Source organism: Ruminococcus sp. 1001136sp1_2201st1_G3_2201SCRN_220225, from assembly GCF_040924365.1.
Classification (GTDB): domain Bacteria; phylum Bacillota; class Clostridia; order Lachnospirales; family Lachnospiraceae; genus Blautia_A; species Blautia_A faecis.
Genome location: NZ_JBCOME010000004.1, coordinates 1 through 23,021 on the forward strand (window position 1 = coordinate 1; position 23,021 = coordinate 23,021).

19 protein-coding genes, 2 tRNA genes and 2 pseudogenes are annotated in these 23,021 nt (G+C 40.9%); 5 read left to right on the forward strand and 18 right to left on the reverse strand.

The features are described 5' to 3' along the window. Nucleotides 1-183 precede the first annotated feature (183 nt). A complete protein-coding gene (locus AB5642_RS02465; RefSeq protein ID WP_368371446.1) occupies nt 184-777 on the forward strand; it encodes an ABC transporter permease in 594 nt (197 codons plus the stop codon). Nucleotides 778-905: 128 nt separating this feature from the next. On the opposite strand, the gene AB5642_RS02470 is transcribed toward AB5642_RS02465, so the two are convergent. The 5 genes and pseudogenes from AB5642_RS02470 to AB5642_RS02490 all read right to left on the reverse strand — a co-directional run bounded on the left by AB5642_RS02470 (nt 906) and on the right by AB5642_RS02490 (nt 4,322). Next, nucleotides 906-1,610: a DUF6040 family protein gene (locus AB5642_RS02470; protein WP_044952226.1), complete on the reverse strand. Its 705-nt coding sequence runs from the start codon at nt 1,608-1,610 to the stop codon at nt 906-908. Further along, nucleotides 1,588-3,309, reverse strand: a complete 1,722-nt coding sequence (locus AB5642_RS02475; RefSeq protein WP_020994093.1) for a MobA/MobL family protein — start codon at nt 3,307-3,309, stop codon at nt 1,588-1,590. The genes AB5642_RS02470 and AB5642_RS02475 overlap by 23 nt, the downstream gene beginning before the upstream one ends. Beyond that, nucleotides 3,279-3,637: pseudogene (locus AB5642_RS02480) on the reverse strand (hypothetical protein). The gene AB5642_RS02475 and the pseudogene AB5642_RS02480 overlap by 31 nt, the downstream one beginning before the upstream one ends. After that, the gene (locus AB5642_RS02485) at nt 3,637-3,951 is read right to left on the reverse strand and encodes a hypothetical protein (protein WP_006859613.1); all 315 of its coding nucleotides are present in this window, start codon (nt 3,949-3,951) and stop codon (nt 3,637-3,639) included. Before AB5642_RS02485 ends, AB5642_RS02480 begins: the two are co-directional and overlap by 1 nt. A 140-nt stretch (nt 3,952-4,091) precedes the next feature. Then, nucleotides 4,092-4,322 carry a helix-turn-helix domain-containing protein gene (locus AB5642_RS02490; protein ID WP_004843519.1) on the reverse strand — a complete coding sequence of 77 codons (231 nt, stop codon included), beginning with the start codon at nt 4,320-4,322 and terminating at the stop codon, nt 4,092-4,094. Nucleotides 4,323-4,493: 171 nt separating this feature from the next. Between AB5642_RS02490 and AB5642_RS02495 the strand changes: the two genes are divergently transcribed. Next, nucleotides 4,494-5,123 (forward strand): helix-turn-helix domain-containing protein, encoded by a 630-nt coding sequence (locus tag AB5642_RS02495; RefSeq protein WP_015529844.1) that lies wholly within the window; start codon nt 4,494-4,496, stop codon nt 5,121-5,123. A gap of 86 nt (nt 5,124-5,209) precedes the next feature. After that, nucleotides 5,210-6,505, forward strand: a complete 1,296-nt coding sequence (locus AB5642_RS02500) for a tyrosine-type recombinase/integrase (protein ID WP_006859611.1) — start codon at nt 5,210-5,212, stop codon at nt 6,503-6,505. A gap of 119 nt (nt 6,506-6,624) precedes the next feature. On the opposite strand, the gene AB5642_RS02505 is transcribed toward AB5642_RS02500, so the two are convergent. From AB5642_RS02505 to AB5642_RS02525, 5 genes are all read right to left on the reverse strand, one after another. Continuing rightward, entirely contained in the window at nt 6,625-7,221 is a 597-nt protein-coding gene (locus AB5642_RS02505) for a LytR/AlgR family response regulator transcription factor (protein ID WP_368371447.1), read from the reverse strand. Nucleotides 7,222-7,411: 190 nt separating this feature from the next. Further along, nucleotides 7,412-8,983, reverse strand: coding sequence for an MFS transporter (locus AB5642_RS02510; protein ID WP_237925433.1), 1,572 nt, complete (start codon nt 8,981-8,983; stop codon nt 7,412-7,414). 110 nt (nt 8,984-9,093) lie between these two features. Beyond that, nucleotides 9,094-10,545: a family 43 glycosylhydrolase gene (locus tag AB5642_RS02515; protein ID WP_237925434.1), complete on the reverse strand. Its 1,452-nt coding sequence runs from the start codon at nt 10,543-10,545 to the stop codon at nt 9,094-9,096. Nucleotides 10,546-10,782: 237 nt separating this feature from the next. Then, nucleotides 10,783-10,856, reverse strand: a tRNA-Arg gene (locus tag AB5642_RS02520). 4 nt (nt 10,857-10,860) lie between these two features. Further along, nucleotides 10,861-10,945: transfer RNA gene (locus AB5642_RS02525), tRNA-Tyr, on the reverse strand. A 317-nt stretch (nt 10,946-11,262) separates the two neighbouring features. On the opposite strand from AB5642_RS02525, the gene AB5642_RS02530 reads away from it, so the two are divergent. Further along, the gene (locus AB5642_RS02530; protein WP_118577555.1) at nt 11,263-11,730 is read left to right on the forward strand and encodes a DUF2798 domain-containing protein; all 468 of its coding nucleotides are present in this window, start codon (nt 11,263-11,265) and stop codon (nt 11,728-11,730) included. Nucleotides 11,731-11,907: 177 nt separating this feature from the next. On the opposite strand, the gene AB5642_RS02535 is transcribed toward AB5642_RS02530, so the two are convergent. From AB5642_RS02535 to AB5642_RS02570, 8 genes and pseudogenes are all read right to left on the reverse strand, one after another. After that, nucleotides 11,908-13,026 (reverse strand): hypothetical protein, encoded by a 1,119-nt coding sequence (locus AB5642_RS02535; protein WP_118577556.1) that lies wholly within the window; start codon nt 13,024-13,026, stop codon nt 11,908-11,910. 398 nt (nt 13,027-13,424) lie between these two features. After that, nucleotides 13,425-14,435 (reverse strand): S9 family peptidase, encoded by a 1,011-nt coding sequence (locus tag AB5642_RS02540; RefSeq protein WP_195699781.1) that lies wholly within the window; start codon nt 14,433-14,435, stop codon nt 13,425-13,427. Nucleotides 14,436-14,460: 25 nt separating this feature from the next. Next, on the reverse strand, nt 14,461-15,450 hold the full coding sequence (locus tag AB5642_RS02545) for a guanosine polyphosphate pyrophosphohydrolase (RefSeq protein WP_237925435.1): 990 nt from the start codon (nt 15,448-15,450) through the stop codon (nt 14,461-14,463). Nucleotides 15,451-15,611: 161 nt separating this feature from the next. Continuing rightward, complete coding sequence (locus AB5642_RS02550; protein ID WP_118577559.1) at nt 15,612-16,565, reverse strand: carbohydrate kinase; 954 nt, start codon at nt 16,563-16,565, stop codon at nt 15,612-15,614. A gap of 59 nt (nt 16,566-16,624) precedes the next feature. Further along, nucleotides 16,625-18,109, reverse strand: a complete 1,485-nt coding sequence (locus AB5642_RS02555; RefSeq protein ID WP_237925436.1) for a glycoside hydrolase family 32 protein — start codon at nt 18,107-18,109, stop codon at nt 16,625-16,627. A 45-nt stretch (nt 18,110-18,154) separates the two neighbouring features. Continuing rightward, complete coding sequence (locus AB5642_RS02560) at nt 18,155-19,834, reverse strand: ABC transporter substrate-binding protein (RefSeq protein WP_173718077.1); 1,680 nt, start codon at nt 19,832-19,834, stop codon at nt 18,155-18,157. A gap of 21 nt (nt 19,835-19,855) precedes the next feature. Next, nucleotides 19,856-20,749 (reverse strand): carbohydrate ABC transporter permease, encoded by an 894-nt coding sequence (locus AB5642_RS02565; protein ID WP_237925437.1) that lies wholly within the window; start codon nt 20,747-20,749, stop codon nt 19,856-19,858. A 12-nt stretch (nt 20,750-20,761) separates the two neighbouring features. Beyond that, a pseudogene (locus AB5642_RS02570) lies at nt 20,762-21,700 on the reverse strand (ABC transporter permease). A 253-nt stretch (nt 21,701-21,953) separates the two neighbouring features. On the opposite strand from AB5642_RS02570, the gene AB5642_RS02575 reads away from it, so the two are divergent. Continuing rightward, on the forward strand, nt 21,954-22,979 hold the full coding sequence (locus AB5642_RS02575) for a LacI family DNA-binding transcriptional regulator (RefSeq protein ID WP_118577564.1): 1,026 nt from the start codon (nt 21,954-21,956) through the stop codon (nt 22,977-22,979). Nucleotides 22,980-23,021 lie beyond the last annotated feature (42 nt).

A 23,021-nucleotide genomic window follows, 5' to 3' on the forward strand; every position in this document is an offset into this window, starting at 1 on the left:
TGAGGCTGAGCTTCTGGCAGGTTAAAATAGGGAGAAATTTCTTATTTTAACTTGTACTAAATCTTGACATAGGACCACTATATTGAAAAAGAGTTTGAGATTGCGGCAATCGTAAACAGACCGTTGGCGCAGGAGAAAGATTTTCTGAATACAGAAGTCTGGAAAAATGCGCAGAGTGTGATTATGACAGGCGAACAGATGGAAGAAAACTTTGGAATTACAGATTATAGTTTTATCAATGCATCGCCGGCTGATAGTGCGGATGCAAAGATCGTGAGCAATCAGTTATTACAAGTAATCCGAGATGTTCCCAAGGCAGTATTGCAGGATTATACGACCGCAATTGCAACACAGAAAGGTTATCTTGGACAGCAGCAGATCTTCTTTTCCAGTATTGCAGTGATTCTGCTGATTATCAGCCTGTTCCATATCGTAAACAGCATGAGTCATACGATTCTGACCAGAAGAAGAGAGTACGGGATTATCAGAGCAATAGGGATTACGGACGGCGGATTTTACAAGATGATTTTACAGACAGGTATTCTGTATGGATTGTTGGCGGATGTATTTATCTATCTTATTTATAACAGAGTTCTTCGCAGAGTGATGAATTATTATCTGGCTCATGTGCTGCAGTTTTTACATTATACTACTAATATTCCGAATCTGGTTCTGAATGGAATTATGGTGCTGAATGTAGTGATTGCAGTAGTGGCAGTAATGTTTCCGGCTTGGAAGATGGGAAAAGAGAATATCATAAGTGAGATTAGAAGATAGATTTATAATCAGGATTTTTAGAATTTCTTTAGTGGTTAGTATCATTGGATATAGCAATAGAATTAGAGAGAATACCCAATCTTTATAAGTAACCAGAGGGCGACAGTAAAATACTGCCGCCCTTTCTTTTATCGGTTTGTCCAGTAAAGAGTGTTCAGATAACACCGGATTCCAAGATATATTCCCTGTATAAATAATAAAAGAAACAAAAGATTTATGGGCATTACTTTTTTGATTGATTCTCCAAAATAAATGATGACAACAGCACTTGTCAGTATCATTAGTAGAGTAATAACATCCCAACAGTTTTTCTTATATAATTCTATAATCTTTATTTCTATCAGTATCGCAAGTATCCCTGTTCCTGCTACGTATATTCCAACAACTAATATCAGCAATAACCAATATATGATTCCGGCTATAAACGCATTGGGAATTTTTGTACTGATCTGTGCCACAGATTGCCCAGCATCAATCGTCCATCCGATAAAAGTTTGTATGAATGACGCTGCATCATGGAAGAATGATTTACAATCGGAAAGGAGCACATCTGACTGTACTGCCTGAAAAAGAGTGGTTGTCAGCGAATACCATGCAAGAAGGAACAAGGTTGTTTGGAACATTACCGTTTTTGCTTTATATTGTCCTGCAAGTCGCTCTTTTTGTGTTTCGTATTTTGCTTTTGCATTCTGATAGTCTGTCCGGTCACAGGCTTCACATTTTTCATAGAGTACCGGCTTTTCTACCGGTATCTCTACGATTTTCTGATGTGTCCGGGCATAATCCCGTTGTTGTGTTAAGCATCGTATTTTATCTTGACATTCCCCGATCATGACGTTTGCGCTTCGCAGCTTCTCTTTCTCGATCTGCAATGCTCTGTCTGCCAGCTTCAAGTCGTTCTTTAATGCTTGAATATTCCCGGCTTTGTTCTCTTTGTTTAATTTCTCGTTCAAGGTCAGAGATTCGCTGAGCTGCGTCTTCAGTTCCTCGATAAGCTGGTCTTTCTGTTCCAGTTCTTCTTGTATCTCCTCGGTCAAGAGCAGAAGTTCTTCCAACTGTTCGGCGTTCTTTGATTCTCTGGATTCGTTCATCTATATCACGTCCTTTCCTTATTTGCTGTTCCAGTTCAGCAATTCGGTGTTCTGTTTCAGCAATAAACTGTTTTCGCTGTTCAGAGTCTGTGCCAATTTCTGCCATTGCTGATTTTCGTTTTCCAAAAGTTCTATCTTCGTTTTCTGTTCTTCCATCTTGGAAAGCAGTTCCTCGGTATTTGGCAAAATGTTGAGCAGCTCGGATAACTCGCTGTTTAATTTTTGCAATTTCTGATTCTGTTCCTGCATAAGAGAGAGTTGGGTGTCCCGGTTCTGCATTTCCAGAATCATTTCTGCCATTAAGGTCTGCTGTTCTTCGATTTGCCCAATCATGGATTCCATTAAGGGTATAATTTCCCGGCTTTCTTCTAATGTCATTTAATCGCTCCTTCCATAATGATAATGCACCCGATACTTTTCCAAAGGTGTCCAGTATCTTTTGCAATAACGTGTTTTGTTGTTTTATGATTTGATTTTCCGCTACTTTCCACGAACCTTTTATTTCCTGCCCGGCAAGAAACTTTTGTTCAATCTTTCTTGCATCAGCGCCTTCATGGATGGTAGGAATCTGGAGTTTTCCCTGTTTTTCATAAGAACGGTGATCGACCTGATTATGCAAAGGAAGATGTTCATTACACACCTTTGCCCATTCACTCCGCCACAGTTCACAATTTTTTGGATTGTTCCATCCGGTAGCATCGGTCAGCACCCGTTTCCATTGCAGGCGGTTTCTTGCACCCATCTTCTGAATTCCGTTTTCGTCTAATACAGGGATACGGATTCCATGACGGTCAGGGTTTTTCTTATCCTGCCACCAGTTCGGATGGGATTCATCAATCACGATATTTCCGTTTTTATCTCTGAGAAAATCCCAATCCTTGACTTCTTTCTTTCCCCAAGAATGATCCGGGTTAAAAGGACGCATAGTCAGAAGCAGATGGACATGGGGGTTGCCATCCCCTTTATCGTGGATACTCCAATCAGCACACATTCCTCTATCTACAAAAGTTTTTTGAATATAGTCAGTTGTATATTGAATTTGTTCCTGTCTGTTCCATTCTTTGGGAAGGGCAAATTCAAATGACCTGCCAAGTTGGGCATCTGCATTTTTTTCAATCTTCAATACCTCATTCCATAACCTTTGTTTCTGAAATGTGATTTTAAATTTTTCTAAAGCAGCTTCTTTATCTTCTGATCTTTTGTATCGGACAGATTTTTGAAAGCGTTTTATATTTTCTTCTGGTACTATCTGCCATTCAGGAGGTGCGTTTTCACACATCATCAGCCGAGTGTAGACCACTTCTTTTTTAGAAGTGTAATAACTGATTCTCCCGGTTTCCTCGTTTTTCATCACATCCCCATTGAGATATGCGGAAGCGGAGATAACAGATTTCCCTTTACTTCGTCCGACTATTTTGACTGTGTAATGAAAAATCGCCATGTCTGGATTCCTCCTTTCTGCACATCCGGCATAGATTTCCGGCAACATTGCTTTCGGTTTTAGGAAAAGCAGCATTGCCGGAACGCCCTCTGCGTAAGAGTGCCCTGCGCATAGCAGCCTGCATGGAATGCGCCTCTCTGGCGAAGAGTGCCTCCTGCGGCATGAGCAGGTCTGGCTGAAAGCCCCGCCGACGGAACGAGCCCGGCAAGCGTGAACGCAGACCGGTTGCCACTTGTGGCAAACTTATTGGGACGACCTCTGGTTGTCCATAAGTGCGCCCTTCATGAAAAAGCAATGAAGGGAATGAAAAACTCATCCCCTCCGCCATTACACTTCCTCCATATCGGTATTGACTTCTTTCTGCATTGCCTTTGAGAAAAATTTCCCGTTGGCTTCCTGCCTTTTCAGAAAACCAATCAGCTTTGGGATGTCTTCTTCCTCAATAGGCGCACCGAGAACGGATTCCACCGCACCGCCAATCTGACAGAGCCTATGGGTTCGTTTTTTACTTTCTTCGGCTTTCTTTCGCTTCAGAAGTTCTTTCTTCTGTGCCGCATATCGTTTCGCCTTTTCAAGGCTTTCCTGCTCTTTCTTTTCCATTTCAAGCATTCGTGCTTCATAACTTTTTGTTGATTTTGCCATTCTTACATTCTCCTTTCCTTCACAAACATAAGTTCTTGGTTGCGTATCAGAAGAAGCACATGGTATAATCTTCTTGCGTGTAGGTATATCATGGCTTCGGTCTGATAGAACCTTTGGCGGTTTCTTGGGAAGCCGCCTTTTTAATTTGCCGCAGTTCTTGTTACGGCTTTTACATTTCCTCTATCCCTCAAATCACGACCTTCATTCGCTTCCATAAACATTTCCAGAATATCGGTTTTAATCAGGACTTTACGACCAACCTTTAATACCGGAAGTTTCTTCCATTCTACAAGCTGTCTTAAGGTGTTTCTGCCGATTCCCGTATAGTCGGCAGCTTCTTCGATGGATAATGCAATTTTTCTTTGCGTCATATAATCACCTCCTTATAAATTGCATTATGCAATTCCTGTGATGTAAGTATATCCTTTTCACATCTTTTTGTCAAGCGTTACGAAATGTTAAAAATAAATATTGCATTGCATATTGCAATTTCGGAAAAACAATGCTATAATTCATACATACCGAAAAAGGAGGCAGTCAGCATGAAAGATAAAGAATTACGCAAGCTGATAGGCAGCAGAATAAAACAGCGCCGTCTGGAATTGAATCTGACACAGCCTTATGTCGCAGAGAAGATGGGAGTTACCGCTTCTACAATCCTGCGTTATGAGAATGGTTCGATTGACAATACGAAAAAAATGGTGCTGGAAGGTCTTTCGGAAGCACTCCATGTATCTGTGGAATGGCTCAAAGGGGAAACAGATGAATATGAAACCGACATTACGGATAAGAGAGAATTACAGATTCGTGATGCGATGGGAGATATTCTGGAACAGTTACCGCTTGCCCTTACCAAAGAAGAAGATGCTTTTTCAAAAGATTTATTACTGCTGATGTTAAAACAATATGGTCTGTTTTTGGATTCCTTCCAGTTCGCCTGCAAAAACTTCAAGGGAAATGCTGGTCAGACGGATATTGCCAAAACAATAGGGTTTGAATCGAATGAGGAATATAATGAGATTATGTTCTTAAGGGAAATCACTCATACCATCAATGCTTTTAATGAGATGGCAGACATTGTAAGGCTCTATTCCAAGAAACCAAAAACAGCAGAACAAAGGCTTGCAAATCTTTTATCAGAAGTCTTATACGAAGATTCCGAATCGGTATAGTAAGACAACCGGAGTTATGATATACTTACACGCACGAAGCATTTCATCAGTTCCGATTGTCTAATATCGAAAGGAGACATACGATTATGGCAAAAGGATCTGTAAGAAAAAAAGGAAAGAAATGGTACTACCGCTTCTATGTAGAGGACGCAAGCGGCAATCTTGTTCAGAAAGAATGCGTTGGAACAGAAAGCAAAAGTGAAACTGAAAAACTGCTCCGTCAGGCAATGGATGATTATGAGAAAAAGAAATTTGTTGCCAAAGCGGATAATCTCACAGTCGGACAGCTTTTGGATGTGTGGGCAGAGGAGGAATTAAAAACAGGTACGCTCAGCAATGGTACGGTGGAGAATTACCTCGGAACAATCCGAAATATTAAGAAACACCCATTGGCAGAACGTAAACTGAAAAATGTAACCTCTGAACATTTGCAATCTTTCTTCGATTTGCTTTCCTTCGGGGGAGTTCATCCCGATGGAAAAGAGAGAAAGGGTTACAGCAAAGATTACATCCATTCTTTTTCCGCAGTCATGCAGCAGTCATTCCGCTTTGCAGTATTTCCAAAACAGTATATTACGTTCAATCCCATGCAGTATATTAAACTGCGGTATCAGACGGATGAAGTGGATTTGTTTTCTGATGAGGATATGGACGGAAATGTCCAACCAATTTCACGAGAAGATTATGAAAGACTGCTTGCTTATCTGCAAAAAAAGAACCCAGCCGCAATACTTCCAATCCAGATAGCCTATTATGCCGGGCTTCGTATTGGAGAAGCCTGTGGTTTGGCATGGCAGGACGTAAATCTGGAAGAACAATGCCTTACCATAAGACGCAGCATCCGATATGATGGCTCAAAGCGCAAATATATCATCGGACCAACCAAGCGGAAAAAAGTAAGGGTTGTTGATTTTGGAGATACACTGGTAGAGATTTTCCGTAATGCCCGGAAAGAGCAGTTAAAAAATCGAATGCAGTACGAAGAACTTTATCACACGAACTACTACAAAGAGGTCAAAGAGAAAAACAGAGTGTACTACGAATATTATTGCTTAGACAGAACGCAGGAAGTCCCGGCAGATTATAAAGAAATTTCTTTTGTCTGCTTAAGACCGGATGGTTGTCTGGAACTTCCGACTACTTTGGGGACGGTATGCAGAAAGGTGGCAAAAGCATTAGAGGGATTTGAAGGCTTTCATTTCCACCAGTTACGTCACACCTATACAAGCAACCTTTTAGCAAATGGAGCAGCCCCAAAAGATGTACAGGAATTGTTGGGACACTCAGATGTCAGTACCACAATGAATGTCTATGCTCACTCCACAAGAGATGCGAAACGAAAATCGGTTCGGCTTCTTGATAAAGTGGTAGGTAATGACTAAAAAAATTCCCTTATTTCCCTTGTGATTATCTCATAAGGGCAAAAATAAGGGAAACTACATATCATTTCACTAATGGACAGGCGGAAAAGCCTGTAAAATGGGGAAAGTTAGAGGAATAATTATATAAAGAGCAGATTTACCAGATAACAGCGGTTGCACCGGAAATATTTCTTGGGATCAAACTGATTATCTGTATCCCTCATAGTGCCCTTTGTCTCAAAATCCCCATCCAGAGTGTGGTAGATCAGCACATGGTCCTGAACCTCCACGTAACAGATCCGCGCCACATCCAGCTTCTTTTTACCTCCCTTCAGAACAATGGTAATGTACTCCTTCTCCGGTGTCTTCACCTTTGCCAGAGCCCTTACCATACTCTCTGAAAATGAAAAATAGGAAATTGGCTTCAAAATATAATCCAGCGCATTTACCTTATATCCCTGAATGGCATACTGAGGCATGTTTGTAATAAAAATAATAATTACATTTGTATCAAGCTCGCGGATTTTTTCTGCTGCTTTCATTCCATTGAGAAACGCCATCTCAATATCCAGAATAATAAGGTCATAGCTGGCAGTGTAATCAGTTACAATATCCTCTCCGTCCTGAAATTCTGTTACAGTAAATTTCACCTGGTTCTCTTTTTCATAACGATTCAGGCATTTCTTCAACGCCTCCCGGTCATGCCTGTCATCTTCTACAATTGCAATTCTTATCATAATTATTTCTCACCTATCCTATTCAATCAAACGGATATTCCAATCCGTTTTGCTGCCTTCTCATACCCGAATAGCTTCTTCACAGTTAATTCGGCTAAAACGGCCCCCTGGCACAGTGACACTGCACCAGGGAGCCGGAATCACTTGCGTTAACTAAGAATAGTATAACAGGAATCAGGTTCTGAAACAATTAAATATTAGCTGCTTTCTTCTGATTTTCTTTGATCTTTTTCTGGTCCTCTTCAATGTGTTTTTCCACATCCAGACGGCTCATGAGAATGATAACAACTGCATATGTGATCACATCTGCCGCCAAAAATGCAAATGCAAGCACCTGCTCCACGCCGCCCATCTGACGGTAGACGATCTGGCCTGTATAGTTTGCCACATTTTCAACAATTTCCAGAGTCTGCGGATTGCAGGCAATGCCGGTATTGCTGTAGCCTGCAAAGGTAAGAAGGCTGTTCAGCACACCGATGCAGAGTCCACTTAAGCCTACCATAATGGAACTGTACACAGACATTGTAAATCCGTCGCTTCGGAAACCATTTTTCGCTTCCAGATGGTCAAGCACATCAGAAAGAAGTGCCATCGTCACATACACTGCCGGAATACTTCCGATTCCTTTCAGCACCATACTTGCAGCAACCATTCCGAAGCTGTGTACATTCAGGAAGCAGACAAGGCCACCTACAACGGAGAAGCAAAGTCCTGTAACAACGGCTCTCTTTTTGCCCAGCTTACGGGCAATTGGCCATGCCACTACCATACCAACCGCAGTAGGGATTCCACCAACCAGACCAAGTGTTGACATTAATGCTCCGGAAGTCTGCTCCGGATTTGCAGAATTAATTACACTGTCAAACATCCATCTTACATAGAAGCTCATGGAACTGTTTTTGATCAGCTGGCCAAACTGGAAAATCAGGAAATAGAGAATGATGATCCACCAGTATTTGTTGTGGATACAGCCTTCCAGCTGTTTTTTCAGCGGCATCTTCTCTTCCTTTACATTCAGATTGATGGTTTCCTCTGTAATACGCTCTCTGGTAAAATAATATTCCAGCATACAGCCAAATGCACTTACCAGACAAAGAACTATGGAAATAATCCTCCAGTGTGAATAGCTTGCATCCACATCAATTCCGCCTTCCTTTGTCACAAACAGAAAGCTCTGAAGAAGGATCGGCACTACAATGCTGGCTCCAACTCCGGCAGAAGCAACCATTGCTGCATTTGACAGTGTTGCAAGAAGTCCGCGGCTCTCAGAATTTCTGGTAGAAAGAGAGACCATGGAGCTGTGTGCACAGTAAAAACATGGATATGCAAGTGCATAGTACAGGTTATAGGACACTGCGATCCAGATCATCTGCACCGCATTATTGCCCTTAGCTGGTGTCATAAACATAAGAATAATGGCTATGATCAGCATGGGGGCCGCAATGATCATATAAGGTCTTGCTTTTCCCTGGGTACTTCTGGTGTTGTCGATCCACTGCCCGATCATCAGATTTCCGAGAACTACGAAAATCACAGATACGATTGGCAGAAGTGTGGCAAATGCTCCGAATTTCGTCCAGCCAAGTACATCCACATAATAACGGTTCAGATAGGCACCGAAAATGGCATTGGCAAACATGGCGCAAAAGGGCGCCAGAAAATATCCAATGGCAATTTCCGGAAGCTTCACCTGATCGGATTTGATTCTTGTTTTAAAAACCGGCTTTTCTGCAAGTTTTTTTGCAAAATTAGTAATGTTCAAATATTTCGCCTCCTGGGTTTATTTGACTCTTAAGATAAACTCTTTTTCCCTTTATTTAAGCTCTGTCTTCCATTTGCAGGCAGAATATTTCCTGCACATTTAATGGAATCTTACTTCAGATCAAAAGACATAAAATTAAATGCGCCAGTTCCCTTGTAAATGAAGTACAGTGCCTCTTTCTCACCGAGTCCGTTTACATCAGCTGCAAAACCGTGCTGTTCCTTGCAAGGTTTTACCTGAATCTTTGCCACTGGCTTGCCGCCTTCCTCTGTGGATACATAAACAATTCCAGTTGCTTTTCCCTTAATATTAATACGAACCTTAGAGGTCTCACGCAGGTCAAAATATTTGAAGCCTGCAACTGCTCCGTCACACATATTGGCAATATACTGATCTGACCCCTGCTCACGATCCTTTCCTTCCTGAGTCAGATATGGATGACCGGACTTTGGATGTTTGATCATACTTAAGAAACGGGTTCCTTTTTTGCCATATACGTTGCAGGCAATGTAGGAAGGATAGTTTCCTTTTCCCTTAAGCGGTCCGTCATTCAGACCACAGGAGGTCATCTCTGCCTGATAGAATTTGCCATTCTCGAAGCGGATGCGCTCTGCACAGGCCTGACGGGAAGACTGCTTACGGTTACTGTGTCTGTGATAGAAAACATAATAGCTTCCATTAATCTCGATCAGGCTTCCGTGAGTGTTTCCGGTACAGTTTCTTGCATTTTTTACATCTGTGATTCCAGGAAGGCCGATGTCCCCGTTGCTGACCAGAACACCGCCAAACTCAAAGCCATCTGTAGGGTTATCGCTTGTTGCATAGCAAAGCTCATGGCTGTTCAGGGAGCTGTAGATGAAGTAATAGGTTCCATTGAATTTACGCATGGAGCTTGCTTCCAGGAAGGGATGTCCCTCATAAGAACTTCCTGGTGCTTCTTTCTCACTGGCAATTCCAATGTATTTCGGTCCCATTTTTACAGTAAGCATATCTGCGGGGTCCAGCTCGAAGCACATTGCACCGTGCTCAGTCGGCTTGGAGCCATCAAGCAGAAGAGGATTTCCCTGAAGGGCAAAGCCTGTGTAAAGATACAGTTTTCCATCGTCATCCATAAAAACGCCCGGGTCAAACTGCAGCGGCTCCTCTTTCTTTCCAATAGGAGTGCCGTCTGCATATTTTACATAACCATAGAATTCATATTTGCCTGCCGGCTTGTCACAGACAGCCACAGAGATCATCTTGGTGCCGCCCATGAAATAATAAAGATAAAATCTTCCGTCCGGTCCCTGGATCATATCCGGTGCTGCCAGACCATTTGTAAGACGGATCTTCGGCGCTGCCGGATCCTGCTCTCTTTTGAAAATAACACCCTCATAACGCCAGTTGCCAAGATCGTCTACCGGTGCTGACCAGCATACATAGTCTCCAAGACAGAAATTCAAACCGTTAAAAAGATCATGAGAACCATATATGTATACACGTCCGTCCACAATATGCGGCTCCGCATCCGGCACGTATTCCCAGCTTGGCAGGTACGGATTTACAGCCTGCTTTGTTTTCATACCTTCATCCTCCATCGATTATTTTACATAATTCATAATATGGATTTATTATAACACCCTGCAATTTCTGTACCTGTTTTTTACGTAAAGTGTAAGAAATCCATCGCAAATAGCACATCTTCAAAATCCAGAAGTTGAATCTCAATGAAAAAAAGCCGTCTAGTCACAGACAGCTTTCTTCCTTTGCACCATTTCCTTACCTGATTCACTTTATTCCAAGACATCTGCCATTGGAAGCACTCCTAGGGAGATTCGAACTCTCGACACCGCGCTTCGTAGACGCGTGCTCTATCCAGCTGAGCTACAGGAGTATACTCGGCCATGAGGGAATCGAACCCACTCGTGTTATGATAACAGCGGATTTACAGTCCGCTCCGCCTCCTTAACGGGATAATGACCGATATGATTTCTTACATGTTTTATATTACCAGAAGAACTATATATTCTGCAATAAACCACTAGTTTAATATAACCAAGGAACTTAAGTAAAACTGCATTCTGACTTATAAAAAATCCCCATTATCATTTCTTAGTCCATCTTATATATCGTTTTTTTTATTGCATTTTCCCATTTATCTGGTATAATAATCATTCGGTAAACAATTCAATAACAAATTAGCTCTGGTATAAAATTGGAAACGACACAAGTGTACACTTGATAACGAACAACACATGTGTCTTTTTTGTACCCATTTTTAGAAAAAGGAGAACAATTTTATGCCAAAAACTAAGTTTCAAAATGTTATTTTCACTCTGATGATGGCTTTCCTTATGGTCTACGCCATGATCTGCTACAACATTTCCCTGAACATCGGTGGAATGAGCAACCAGGTATTTCTCATGGCTTTCGGCGAAATGAAGATTATGTGGCCGGTTGCATTTGTACTGGAGTTCTTTATTGTTGATAACCTTGCCCATAAGCTTGCTTTTCGTATTGTCACACCTAAAGACAGACCTTTCGCCATCACAGTTGCAATTTCTGTTATGATCATCTGCATTATGTGCCCGATCATGAGCTTAATTGCCACAATCTTGTTTAAAAATGCGGGTTCCCAGTTCGTTGCCGTATGGCTCCAGACCACTTTCATGAACTTCCCGGTAGCCTTCTTCTGGCAGCTTATGTACTGTGGACCGCTGATCCGTTTTCTCTTCGGGAAAATGTTTCCGGAGAAACAAGATGCATAAGCGTACCTGTTAGCAGTTTTCATATAAATTTGAAGGATTTTAAAAGGCATTGCAGGATATAGCCTCTCCCTAACGTTTGACTCCAAAATCAAATCGTTTACAGACGCCATATAATTCCTTGCAATGCCTTTTCTCGTTAAACTTTCTCAGCTACTATTCTGTAATTTCTAATCCAAATCAAGAAGTATGTACTGCCATTGTTGTATTCTCGATAAACCCTTCACACATTTTCTGTACTTTTTTAAGCGGCAGCTCGGAAATTGCCGCAATTTCTTTCTGTGAATACCCCCGAGAAAACATGTTAAAAACGGTCCTGCGATCTTTTTCTCTGGCCTGTCTTCTCATTTCTTTTTTCATCTCTTTCTTCATTTCTTTCCGCGTTGCTGCTCTCGCTTCATCTGCATACATTTGCATTGCGCCATCCCATGCCTTACACATATCCTTCACCTCCACAACCTCTTCATCAACAAATTCATATTGCTCCAGTAATATCGCCAGAAGCCATCTGGTTTCTTGACTTAGCTTTCGTATTTCTTCGGTACTCTCTTCTACGTATTTTCTCAATTCGTCTTTTTTACGGCTGTGCTTCATAAGCTGGAAAATATCTTTCCATTCCGTGTGAAACAACTCAGGATTCTGTTCATGAATATCTATCATACAAATATCATAATCAGGAAGCCTGTCTGAAAAACTCATCACATTTTCCGGGATGTCCATCATTTCCTGTAATTTTAACTTACTCTTCCACCTTTTCTCTCCCAGGTATAATACCTGATGAAATACCGGAAGCAATGGACGACGGATTCGGCGCCGTTTTTTCCCACGTTTTCCTCTTCCCCAAAACATTTGCTGGGATTTTCTTTTCCACTCTTTTAGCTGATCTGTATATTCTATGCTGTCATATGTAAAACATCTCACAGGCATCTCATAATTTGCCCCAGATTCAACTTCACATGCCAACAAAAATCTACAGCCTGGCTTATCGTGGAGACGAAGGAAATCGCGCTCTCTTTCCAGATACATGAGCTTCGCGCTGTCATCCCCGAATTCTCCCTCTTCAAAAACACCTTTTTCCCTGGCAATTTCCTCTTCGCCGTATTTTTCAGAACTGTTTTTCTTTTGTATATTTTTTGCCATAATCGACTGTTTATATGATACTCTCTTCTTCCTTTGTACTTCCTTAAGATAACATGGATCCACAATCTGCTTTCCTGCAAATAAGGTACCATTCACAAAATCTGCAAAGCGTTCGTTATCTTTCAGATACTCCTGTAGTCCCTGGTCTTTTACACCCAAGTTTCACCACCTTCTTTATTACGCTTATTTCACAGGAATACTTCACCGAATGGCAATGAATAGACTGCTGTTCATGAGCTGAACCGCCTACGAATAGTACATAGAGTTCCTGAGATGTGAATTCAGCGTAACATAAAATATAATGTACTGCAAGGAGTTTATATTTTTTTAAGAATCATTCCTCGTTAATATTATACCATTTGTATTTATTTTATACAATATTATTTTTATAAAATATATACTTAAATAAAAAAAGGCATTGTAGAACATGCCGCCCAAAAGTCAGACATTAAAATCTAACTTTTAGTACGCGGTATAATATCCTTGCAATGCCTTTAATTCATAACGATCTATAAATACGCCCTACATGTTTTTTCACTTTTTGGTTTCCTAAACCTTTATTCTTCCTCTTTCAAATGCACATCAAAAAATTCCAATCCAACTGTCTCCGCATAGTCTCTTCCCTCTTCAAAGTTCATCTCGAAACCATGGGTAGATTTTTTTCCATAAATGGGAATCAGAACAGAACCTTCCCCTGTATACGCTTCCTCAATTGCCTTTTCAGAATAGCTGTATGGCACCAGGCTGTCATTGATTCCGTGAATGATCATCACGTCTCCGTCATATGCGCTGATAGTGCCATAAACATCCAGATCATAAACTGTTTTCACATACTCAGAACCCACAGTTCCTACCGGCATCTCAGCTCTGTCTTCCGGAATATCATATGCGGAATCATACATTTCCCGGGCATTATCCGCAATACAAAACGCCGGATAAATCAGGATCATAGCAGCCACATCATCTTTTCTGTCTGCAGCAGTCAGAGCACTTACAAGTCCTCCCTGGCTCTGTCCCAGAAGGAAAAGATGATCCTGATCCACATAATCCTTTGTTTTCACAAAGTCCATAACAGCACTTAAATCTTCTTTCTCAGTCATCACTGTCATATCCATGAAATCTACGTCACTGTTTCCGTTAAGGGAACCGCCGCAGAAGTCAAATGTATAAACCACATATCCATCCTGAGCCGCCTTTTCCGGCCATTTTGCACGCTCTACCATCTGGGAAGTAGAACCGATTCCGTGGCTCATAATGATTACTGGATAAGTCTTTGTTTCGTCAAAATCTTCCGGATAATAGAACTGTCCGTAAATATTATTGTCTCCATTTTTGCACCAGGAAACCACCTTTGTGCAGCCTTCTAGTTCTGTAGTGTATCCCTCTTCAATCTCCGGATTGTCAGACTCTTCTAAATCAGCATCTTCCTCTCCTTCAGAATTAGAACTGTCCTCTGCTTCCTCTGTCTGCTCTTCTGCGTTTTCCTCAGCCCAGACAGTCACACTTACACAGCTCACACTCAATACTGCTGCCACCCCTAAAGCAATTAACATCTTTTTCTTTAACATCTTTATTGCTCCACTTACTTTTTTCTCAATCAATCACATCATTCTGAAATCTGGACAAATGCTCATAAGGCAGAATCAATCTGCCTCGGAACAATCCACAGCCATCGTTGATCAGACTGTTATTTACCGCAGAAAACATATTCACGTCAAGATCTGCTAATTCCAGGGAAAGCAGCTTCATCCCCCGCTCATAAGCCTCATCAAAGTAAACACATTCCCCTTCCGGGATCACATCTCTTCTGGCGCGCTCGTCCTGCTGGCGTTTCTCATAGCCCAGGTGATTGGCCGGACCGATTTCTGCAATGTCATCCATTTTCTGGGTACGGAGCTGTACCTCCATGTAGGATCTGGAGCTGTTATCATAAAATGTAATATGTAAAGACTGATACCCATATTCACTGGTACCACAAATATAATCTCTGTAATAGGGCTTTACATCATCATTTAGTTGATCAGAAGTACTCAATTTCACTCCCTGAGCCGATTCTGCTGTAAAGCCTCTCTCTTCCAGAAATCCTGGCAGCACATTTGCGATCTCATAAAGATAGCGGATAGACGCCTGCTCCTGGTCTTCCCCTGGCTTCAAGTGACATCTTGGCATACAGACCACAATCCGGTAAGCAATAAAATCACGAAAGCAGCTCAGCTTATTTTTCAGCTCTGCAACCGACGGATAGGTACCATTTTCCCGGTAATAATCGTAAATATATTCCACTACATATCCATTAAATTTCTCTTCTGCCCGGATCAATGACTTAATCCTGCCTTTAAATGTAAAAGCAAGAAATGGATATTCATGGGCCATATATTTATAAAATTCCCGAATCTTCTGAGATTGAGCTGTCAGGAAATCATTATGCTCCAGAAGTTCCGTGATCTGGAGCAGAAAATTGCTGTGCACCAAATCAACTTCGTTATGGTTCTTCTTCGCTTCCTTACGCAGATCCTCTGTATATTTCTGTAAAATTTTTAAAACCGTATCTCCGGAATATAAATAATCATTCAGTGTAATCATAGCGGTCACCTCGTTTGTGAACGTTCTTTCTGACTGTGTTTGTTACAACTATTCTAGCAAACTTTTACGATTTAGCAAGAAAAAGTTTTATTAACATTTTCCCATTTTAAAAGGGACCTCCGAAGAAGTCCCTTTATTGTATTCCTATTCTTTTGAATATTTTATATTAATAGCTTTATTTCTTTTTCTTCCGGCATTACTCTGAGCGCACCTTTTCTTGTTGTAATAATTGAGGCAGCTGCATTGGCAAATGTTAACATTTCAGCCAGATTTTCCTCTTTTAGTCCATTAATTCCATGTTCACAGACATAGTGCAATACACAGCCGCAGAAGGTATCTCCTGCTCCGGTTGTCTCGATGGTATTATCCTGTAAAAACGGCTTTACTTCCACCATCATTTCATTATAATAAGCACGACTTCCTTCTCTTCCCATAGACACAAGAATCAGCGGAATCTGATAACGTTCTCTAATCCAGTTTACGCCATCACTATAATCTTCTTCTCCTGTCAGCCACTGAATTTCATTATCTGAAATTTTCAGTATCTGACAATGACCAAGACCATATAATACCTGCTTTCTCGCCTCTTCCATAGACTCCCAGAGCGGTGGACGTAAGTTGGGATCAAATGAAATAATAGCGCCAGCTTCTTCTGCAATATGAATTGCTTCTTTCGTTGCCTCCCGCACCCCTTCATGTGTCATAGACAATGTACCAAAATGAAAAATTTTCGTATTTTTGAGAATATCTTCACAAATTTCAGCTTTATTCAGCATCATGTCTGCACCTGGATTACGGTAAAAAGAGAAATCCCTGTCTCCATCGGGATATGTATGTACCATAGCAAGGGTTGTATGGATCTTTTCGTCTGTACATAATCCAGTGTCATCAATTCCAACTTCTTTTATTGCAGCCCTCAACTGTTCTCCGAAGAAATCATTTCCTACCTTTCCGATAAATGCCGTGTTATGCCCTAACTTTGCTAACATTGCAAGCACATTACAAGGTGCTCCTCCGGGATTTGCTTCAAAAAGTGGATTTCCCTGATTGCTTTTTCCGTTTTCAGTAAAATCAATCAATAATTCTCCCAGTGCCGTTACATCATATTTCTTCATACGTTGCTCCCAATTCTTGTATTTTTACCTTACTCATTCATGACAAGCTTCTGGAACTTTCATACCAAATCATATTTCACTACATCGATCTTAGCCGCACCGTCAACAAAGAAAGAAATTCCCTTTGCATTCTGTTCTGTAAGAATCACAGCAGACATAACCTGTTCTCCGTCATTGATAAATATTTCCGCGCTGAATCTGTCCAGAATTACTCGTAATTTCAATTCATTACAGTCACCATTTACCAGACATTCTCTCTGATGAACCACTGCACGTTCGCTTCCGGAGAAGCTTCTGTCGATTTTCAAAACTGATTCATCTGGACGGAATCGTAAAGTGGAATGATATTTTTCATTCTCTGCAAAACAGAGTTCGAATTTTTTATAAAGCTTATCTTTATCTACCGGTCGTATTACAAGCTCCAGATCTACGGTACGTCCTTCAATCTGGTCAAGTGTGATTCTGGTGTCTTTAATCACAACATCCCTGTACTCGACTTTATTTGCACGCATGGAATCCAGTTCTCTGACCGGAACCTGATACAATCTTCCGTTTTTCACAGACAATTCTCTCGGAAGGCTCATTTGTGCAAACCATTTAGATTCATTTCTGCGATAAGCAAGAGTATCCCAGTTCTGCAGCCAGGCAATCATAATTCTTCTTCCATCTGGAGCAAGCAATGTCTGCATTGCATAACAGTCAATTCCATAATCCACACTCTGATAAGACTGTTCCTTCAAAGTATGTGTCTCAGAATCCAGATCTCCTATGATACATAATGTTCCATTTCCATTATGATATTCCATTCCTTCCGGAATCATGTCCTGTGGGCTTGTCAGAAGCACATATTTGCCGTCCAGTTCAAAGAAATCCGGACATTCCCACATCTTTCCATAGCGGTTTTTATTCTCTGCCAAAGTACTTACAAATTCCCATTCAAAACCATTTTTACTTCTGTAAAGAAGAATCTGTCCGCTTCCATCAGCAGGACGACTTCCTATAACACAATAAAAGTTTCCGTCTTTTTCTTTCCAGATTTTTGGGTCACGGAAATCTACTTTGCTTGCACCTTCCGGCAGATCTTTAAAGGTCAGGACCGGATTTTTGTCATACTTCACGTAATCCTTTCCATCTCCCACAGCCACCGCCTGTGTCTGAACATCCCTTGCGGTTCCGTCCTCCAGTATTTCCCGGTCCACAGCAGTATACATAAGCAGCTGTCTGCCGTCCTCCAGCTCTATGGCACTTCCGGAAAAGCAGCCCACTTTATCGTAATCCTGGTCTGGTGCCAATGCTGCCGGGAGATAGTCCCAATGCAACAGATCCTTACTTACCACATGCCCCCAGTGCATGCTGTCCCAATGTGTGTTATATGGATTGTACTGATAAAACAAATGGTATTCTCCCTTATAGCAGGAAAATCCATTGGGATCATTCATCCATCCAACATAAGGAGTTATATGAAAAGCCGGTCTGTCTTCCTCTTTAATCTGCTGTCCCTGTGTAAATTCATATTTTCTTGCCTTTTCTAACATTTCGCTCATGAAAAATCTCCTGTCAAAGTCGTTGTTCAGTTCTTACATCTTTTGTTACTTTTCCGCGCTTAAGGATTCCTGATACTGATCAAAATATTTCTGTTTGATTGAAAGATAATCTGAAAGTCCGTACTTCTCCATTTTTTCCAGGTAGGAATCCCATTCTTCCTCTATTCCTCCATTCAGGATCCAGTCAGCTTTCTTCTGTTCTGCATATTTTTTAATATCGGTATCATACTGTGATACTTTGTTTGTATCATCAATACTCATAAATACATTCGGATAAACATATTTGCTGTTCATATCCTGTAAATATGTCTCATGCATATTATCCAGACGCCATTTCGCATCTTCCGGCTGTGTCACATATACATCATAATATTCATTCAGCACAGCCAGAGGGCCATTTACAGATTGCGCCTCACGCACTTCCACTGGAGACTGCTCTCCCAAATCCATATGTTTTAACATTTCGCCGCCGTCTTTGTTTGTAGACAGTTCAAAAATGTTAAAGGAATCCTCTTCGCCATAAGTACCCCAGTTATTCTGCGGAGACTGGAGGGGTGCATACATCTGATCAATCCATGCAGCAGCAAGTGCTGTATTACGACAACTGGATGTAAGAACACATCTTCCACGGTCAAATCCACTGGTTTCACTGTTGTTCTGTCTGGTAATATTTCTCATGCCATCTGGCCCGGTCAGTGCTGGAAGCATCACATAATCTGTATTGTTATCTATATTCGCAATATCCCATGTGAAGCAGAGTCCGTAACGGTGATTCTTTCCTTTTGCAACATAGGTAGACCACTCCTGTGTAAAGGCTTCCGGATCTACAAGATCTTCTGTCACCAGTTTATGAAGCCATTCAATTCCTTCCTTGTAGCCTTCCTGAACAGTTGTATAAATAACTTTTCCTTCATCTGTTACCGCGAAATGATCTCCTGTGTCTCCGTAACCCTCTCCAAATCCGTTTATTAAAATCGCCGGATCCTGATCTCCGTTATTGATAATAAAGGACATTGGAATTACATCACCTTCAATGGAAAATTCTTTCTCCAGTTCTTCTGCATGATCGCGGAACTGAATCAGTACCTGTTCCAGTTCGTCTGTTGTTGTAGGAATCTCAAGTCCAAGGTAGTCAAGCCATTTTTTATTAATATATGGAATATCTCCAATCGCCTGAATTGCTTCTTTTCCTGCACCAAGCTGTTCAATCCACGGGAAAGAATAGATATGTCCATCCGGTGCTGTACACATAGTCCTGTACTCTGGGTATTTTTCAAACACAGCCTGAAGATTCGGCATATATTTGTCAATCAGATTTTCCAATGGAATAATAATTCCCTGCTTGGCATAACGCAGCAGGTCATAATCACTCATACCTGCATTAAACAGACCATCCGGCAGATTTCCAAACTGAGCCAGAGCCAGATTCTTTTTATCTGAAAACTGATCGGATACAAAACAGGTCCAGTCAATATGAACATTTGTCTGTTCTTCCAGTCGCTGGAAAATCACTCTTTCATTGGGATCCTGTGTGGAAGTAGCCGGTGCACTTGTAATAAAAGAAAGCTCCTCTGTTTCCTTTAATGGAAACTGTACCTCAGATACTGGTGTGTCCGGGTTGATCTCCGCATTAAGCTGCTGCTCTTTTCCACACCCTGCCGTACTTATCATCATCGTCAAAGAAAGTCCAAGTGCAAGTAAACCTTTTACTCTGTTTTTCTTCATATCTGTATCGTTCCTTTCTTATCAGCCTTTTACTGATCCGACCATAATTCCCTGATCAAAATACTTCTGGAAGAATGGGTACATTACTAAAAGCGGTAAGCTTGATACTACAATGGTTGCATATTTCAGCTGTTCCGCTACCTTTGCCATTTCAGCAGTACTCTGAATATCTGCAATCATACCTGGCTGCGGAGTATTCTGTACCAGAATGGAACGAAGTACTAACTGCAGAGGCTGAAGATTTGCATCATTCAGATAAATCATTGCATCAAAATAGCTGTTCCACATTCCTACAAATGACCACAGTGCAAGTACTGCAATGATCGGCTTACATACCGGCATCATGATTTTGAAGAAATGCTGGATCTCATTGGCTCCGTCAATTGCGGAAGCTTCTCTTAATTCTGCCGGGATTGACTGGTAGTATGTTCTTGCAAGGATCATATTCCATACATTAAATGCTCCAGGAATCAAAACTGCCCAGACTGTATTTACCATATGCAGCTGATTGATTAAAATAAAAGTCGGGATCATTCCACCGCCAAAGAACATTGTAATCAGGAAAATGAGATTGAAAAATTTTCTTCCCACAAATTCCTTCTTGGACAATGGATACGCTGCCAGCAATGTTATAAAAACAGAAATAGCTGTAAATGCAAGTGAATACAGAAAAGAATTCAGGAATCCACGCCAGATCATCTCATTTTCCAGTACTCTGCGATATGCATCCAAAGTCCAGTCCTTAATATGAAAACTCAGTCCCTGATTATTCAAAACTGTAGGATCCATAAAAGAGGCAAGCACTACATACACGATTGGAATTGCAATAGAAAGTACAAACAGTCCAAGAATCAGGAATCCAATTCCAAGGATAAGACCGTCTGTCTTCGAATATTTTTTCTTTATTTTCTCCATCTTCGCTTCCTCCTATAATCCTTCTCCGTCGTTCAGCTTCTTTACCACCCAGTTTACAAAAACTAACAGAATTACATTTACTACTGAATTAAACAGACCAACAGCCGTCGAATAACCATAATCGCCGTTCAAAAGACCAATACGGTATACATATGTTGATAAAATTTCTGATGCCGGCAGGTTCATATCTGTCTGTAATGCATAGGCTTTCTCGAATCCAATACTCATAATATTTCCAGCCTACAGAATAAACTGAATTACAATAATATTCTTGATTGCAGGAAGCTCCACATACCAGATCTGCTGCAGAAGATTTGCGCCATCCATAATAGCTGCTTCTTCCAGTTCTTTGCTTGCATTGGATAAAGCAGCCGTGTACATAATAGAGGCCCAGCCTGCTGTCTGCCAGATTCCACTTGCTATGTAAATGGTGCGGAAAGCAGATGGCATTGTCATCCAGTTTGTACTGATTCCTAACAGTTTATTCAGAGGTCCGACTGGAGAAAGCAGCATTCGTACCATACCGCAAAGTACAATTACAGATATAAAGTTCGGCATATAGACCAGAAGCTGTACTTTCTTCTTAACTCCGGTTCTGCGGATACGATTTAAAAGCAATGCCAGAATGATCGGAACCGGAAAGCCCCACAACAGTCCATAAATACTCAGTTTTAACGTATTCAACAGGTAGTTCATAAAATCCGGTGAAGATAAAAACCGCCTGAAATATTCAAGTCCAACCCATGGACTTCCAAGCACTCCCTTGATTACGTTGTAATCCTCAAATGCAATCAGAAGTCCCCCCATAGGAAGATACTTAAAAATGATTGTCAGTAAAAGTCCTGGCATTAAGAAAAAAAGATATAACTGCCAGTTTTTCTTCACATATGTAGCCTTATCTCTCCACGTTTGCTTTTTCACGGGCATTGTTTGGTTCTGCATTCTTTTCATGCACTTCTCCTCCATTCCTTTCCTTTTCCATTCTTGGAACCGGTTAAGTAACCGGTTACTTTATAACTCGATGTTACTACATCCAAGTTCATATGTCAACACTTTTTCAAGCTAAAATAACCGGTTACGTAATCGGTTATTTTAGCATTGCCTTTTTTTTAAATAATTGCTATACTAAAAAAATAATATAATCCCAGTAATTAAAAGATTCCCCAATATTATTCTCATTTATTTATAAGGAGATTAAATTTTTATGGCAAAAAAACAGGTGACATTTGCAGATATTGCAGAATATACTCATTTTTCAAAAACTACAATATCACGGTATTTCAATCATCCCGATTCTCTTACGCTTGAAAATCAGGAAAAGATTTCACAGGCCCTTGATACCCTTGGCTATAAAAAAAATAAACTTGCAAAAGTTCTGGCAAATGGTAAAAGTGAGTTTATCGGAATTATTGTTCCAAATCTCTACTTGCATTACTACTCTGAAATGCTGACACAGCTTCTTTCAAGCTATAGTAACTACCATTACAAATTTCTTGTTTTTTCCAGTGAACACGGTGCCGAAGAGGAACAACAGTATATTGAAGAGCTTCTTTCCTATCAGATTGAGGGGCTTATTGTTTTAAGCCATACACTGTCATCCCAAAAACTGGCTTCCTATCAGATTCCTGTCATTGCCATTGAGCGAGAGGCAGAATATATCAGCAGCATTACCACTGACAATTATATGGGTTCCCTTCAGGCTACCTCCCTGTTAATTCGTGATAAATGTGATATATTGATTCATATCAATGTCAATGTTGAAAAAACAGTCCCGGCTTATGATCGTATACGTGCATTTGAGGAAACATGTAAAGAATATCAGGTTCCTTATGACATTGATCTAAGCGTAAGCGGCAATTCTTATCAAGAGATTTTAAATGTGATAAGACGTATCTTTACAAGAATTGAAGAAAAGTATCCGAATCAAAAAAAAGGTATCTTTCTTGCGAATGATACCTATGCCAATATGTTTCTCAATTTAATTTTCCAGAAATATGGTAAATTACCACCTACTTACGAAATTATAGGTTTTGATAATTCTCCAATTGCCAGTGAATCAATCCTTCCGATCACAACTGTCGGTCAGCAAATTGATGTTATTGCACAGACTGCCATGGAGCTTCTGGTGCAGCAGATGGAAGAGCAAAAAAAGCGAGCGCCTAAGCCACTGGAAAAGCCAATTCACAAACAGATCACTCCGGTGCTGATTCGCCGGAATACTACCAGTTAACTTATTGCTGTCGTATATTAGTAAAGCGGACATTCCAGGTCC

Excerpts from the sequence above, each read along its gene's own strand:
- AB5642_RS02560 (WP_173718077.1), bottom strand. The coding sequence starts at position 19,834 with ATGAAGAAAAACAGAGTAAAAGGTTTACTTGCACTTGGACTTTCTTTG.
- AB5642_RS02555 (WP_237925436.1), bottom strand. The coding sequence starts at position 18,109 with ATGAGCGAAATGTTAGAAAAGGCAAGAAAATATGAATTTACACAGGGA.
- AB5642_RS02530 (WP_118577555.1), top strand. The coding sequence starts at position 11,263 with ATGCCAAAAACTAAGTTTCAAAATGTTATTTTCACTCTGATGATGGCT.
- AB5642_RS02545 (WP_237925435.1), bottom strand. The coding sequence starts at position 15,450 with ATGATTACACTGAATGATTATTTATATTCCGGAGATACGGTTTTAAAA.
- AB5642_RS02505 (WP_368371447.1), bottom strand. The coding sequence starts at position 7,221 with ATGATAAGAATTGCAATTGTAGAAGATGACAGGCATGACCGGGAGGCG.
- AB5642_RS02575 (WP_118577564.1), top strand. The coding sequence starts at position 21,954 with ATGGCAAAAAAACAGGTGACATTTGCAGATATTGCAGAATATACTCAT.
- AB5642_RS02500 (WP_006859611.1), top strand. The coding sequence starts at position 5,210 with ATGGCAAAAGGATCTGTAAGAAAAAAAGGAAAGAAATGGTACTACCGC.
- AB5642_RS02540 (WP_195699781.1), bottom strand. The coding sequence starts at position 14,435 with ATGTTAAAGAAAAAGATGTTAATTGCTTTAGGGGTGGCAGCAGTATTG.
- AB5642_RS02550 (WP_118577559.1), bottom strand. The coding sequence starts at position 16,565 with ATGAAGAAATATGATGTAACGGCACTGGGAGAATTATTGATTGATTTT.
- AB5642_RS02470 (WP_044952226.1), bottom strand. The coding sequence starts at position 1,610 with ATGATCGGGGAATGTCAAGATAAAATACGATGCTTAACACAACAACGG.
- AB5642_RS02495 (WP_015529844.1), top strand. The coding sequence starts at position 4,494 with ATGAAAGATAAAGAATTACGCAAGCTGATAGGCAGCAGAATAAAACAG.
- AB5642_RS02490 (WP_004843519.1), bottom strand. The coding sequence starts at position 4,322 with ATGACGCAAAGAAAAATTGCATTATCCATCGAAGAAGCTGCCGACTAT.
- AB5642_RS02565 (WP_237925437.1), bottom strand. The coding sequence starts at position 20,749 with ATGGAGAAAATAAAGAAAAAATATTCGAAGACAGACGGTCTTATCCTT.
- AB5642_RS02465 (WP_368371446.1), top strand. The coding sequence starts at position 184 with ATGACAGGCGAACAGATGGAAGAAAACTTTGGAATTACAGATTATAGT.
- AB5642_RS02475 (WP_020994093.1), bottom strand. The coding sequence starts at position 3,309 with ATGGCGATTTTTCATTACACAGTCAAAATAGTCGGACGAAGTAAAGGG.
- AB5642_RS02485 (WP_006859613.1), bottom strand. The coding sequence starts at position 3,951 with ATGGCAAAATCAACAAAAAGTTATGAAGCACGAATGCTTGAAATGGAA.
- AB5642_RS02515 (WP_237925434.1), bottom strand. The coding sequence starts at position 10,545 with ATGAAAACAAAGCAGGCTGTAAATCCGTACCTGCCAAGCTGGGAATAC.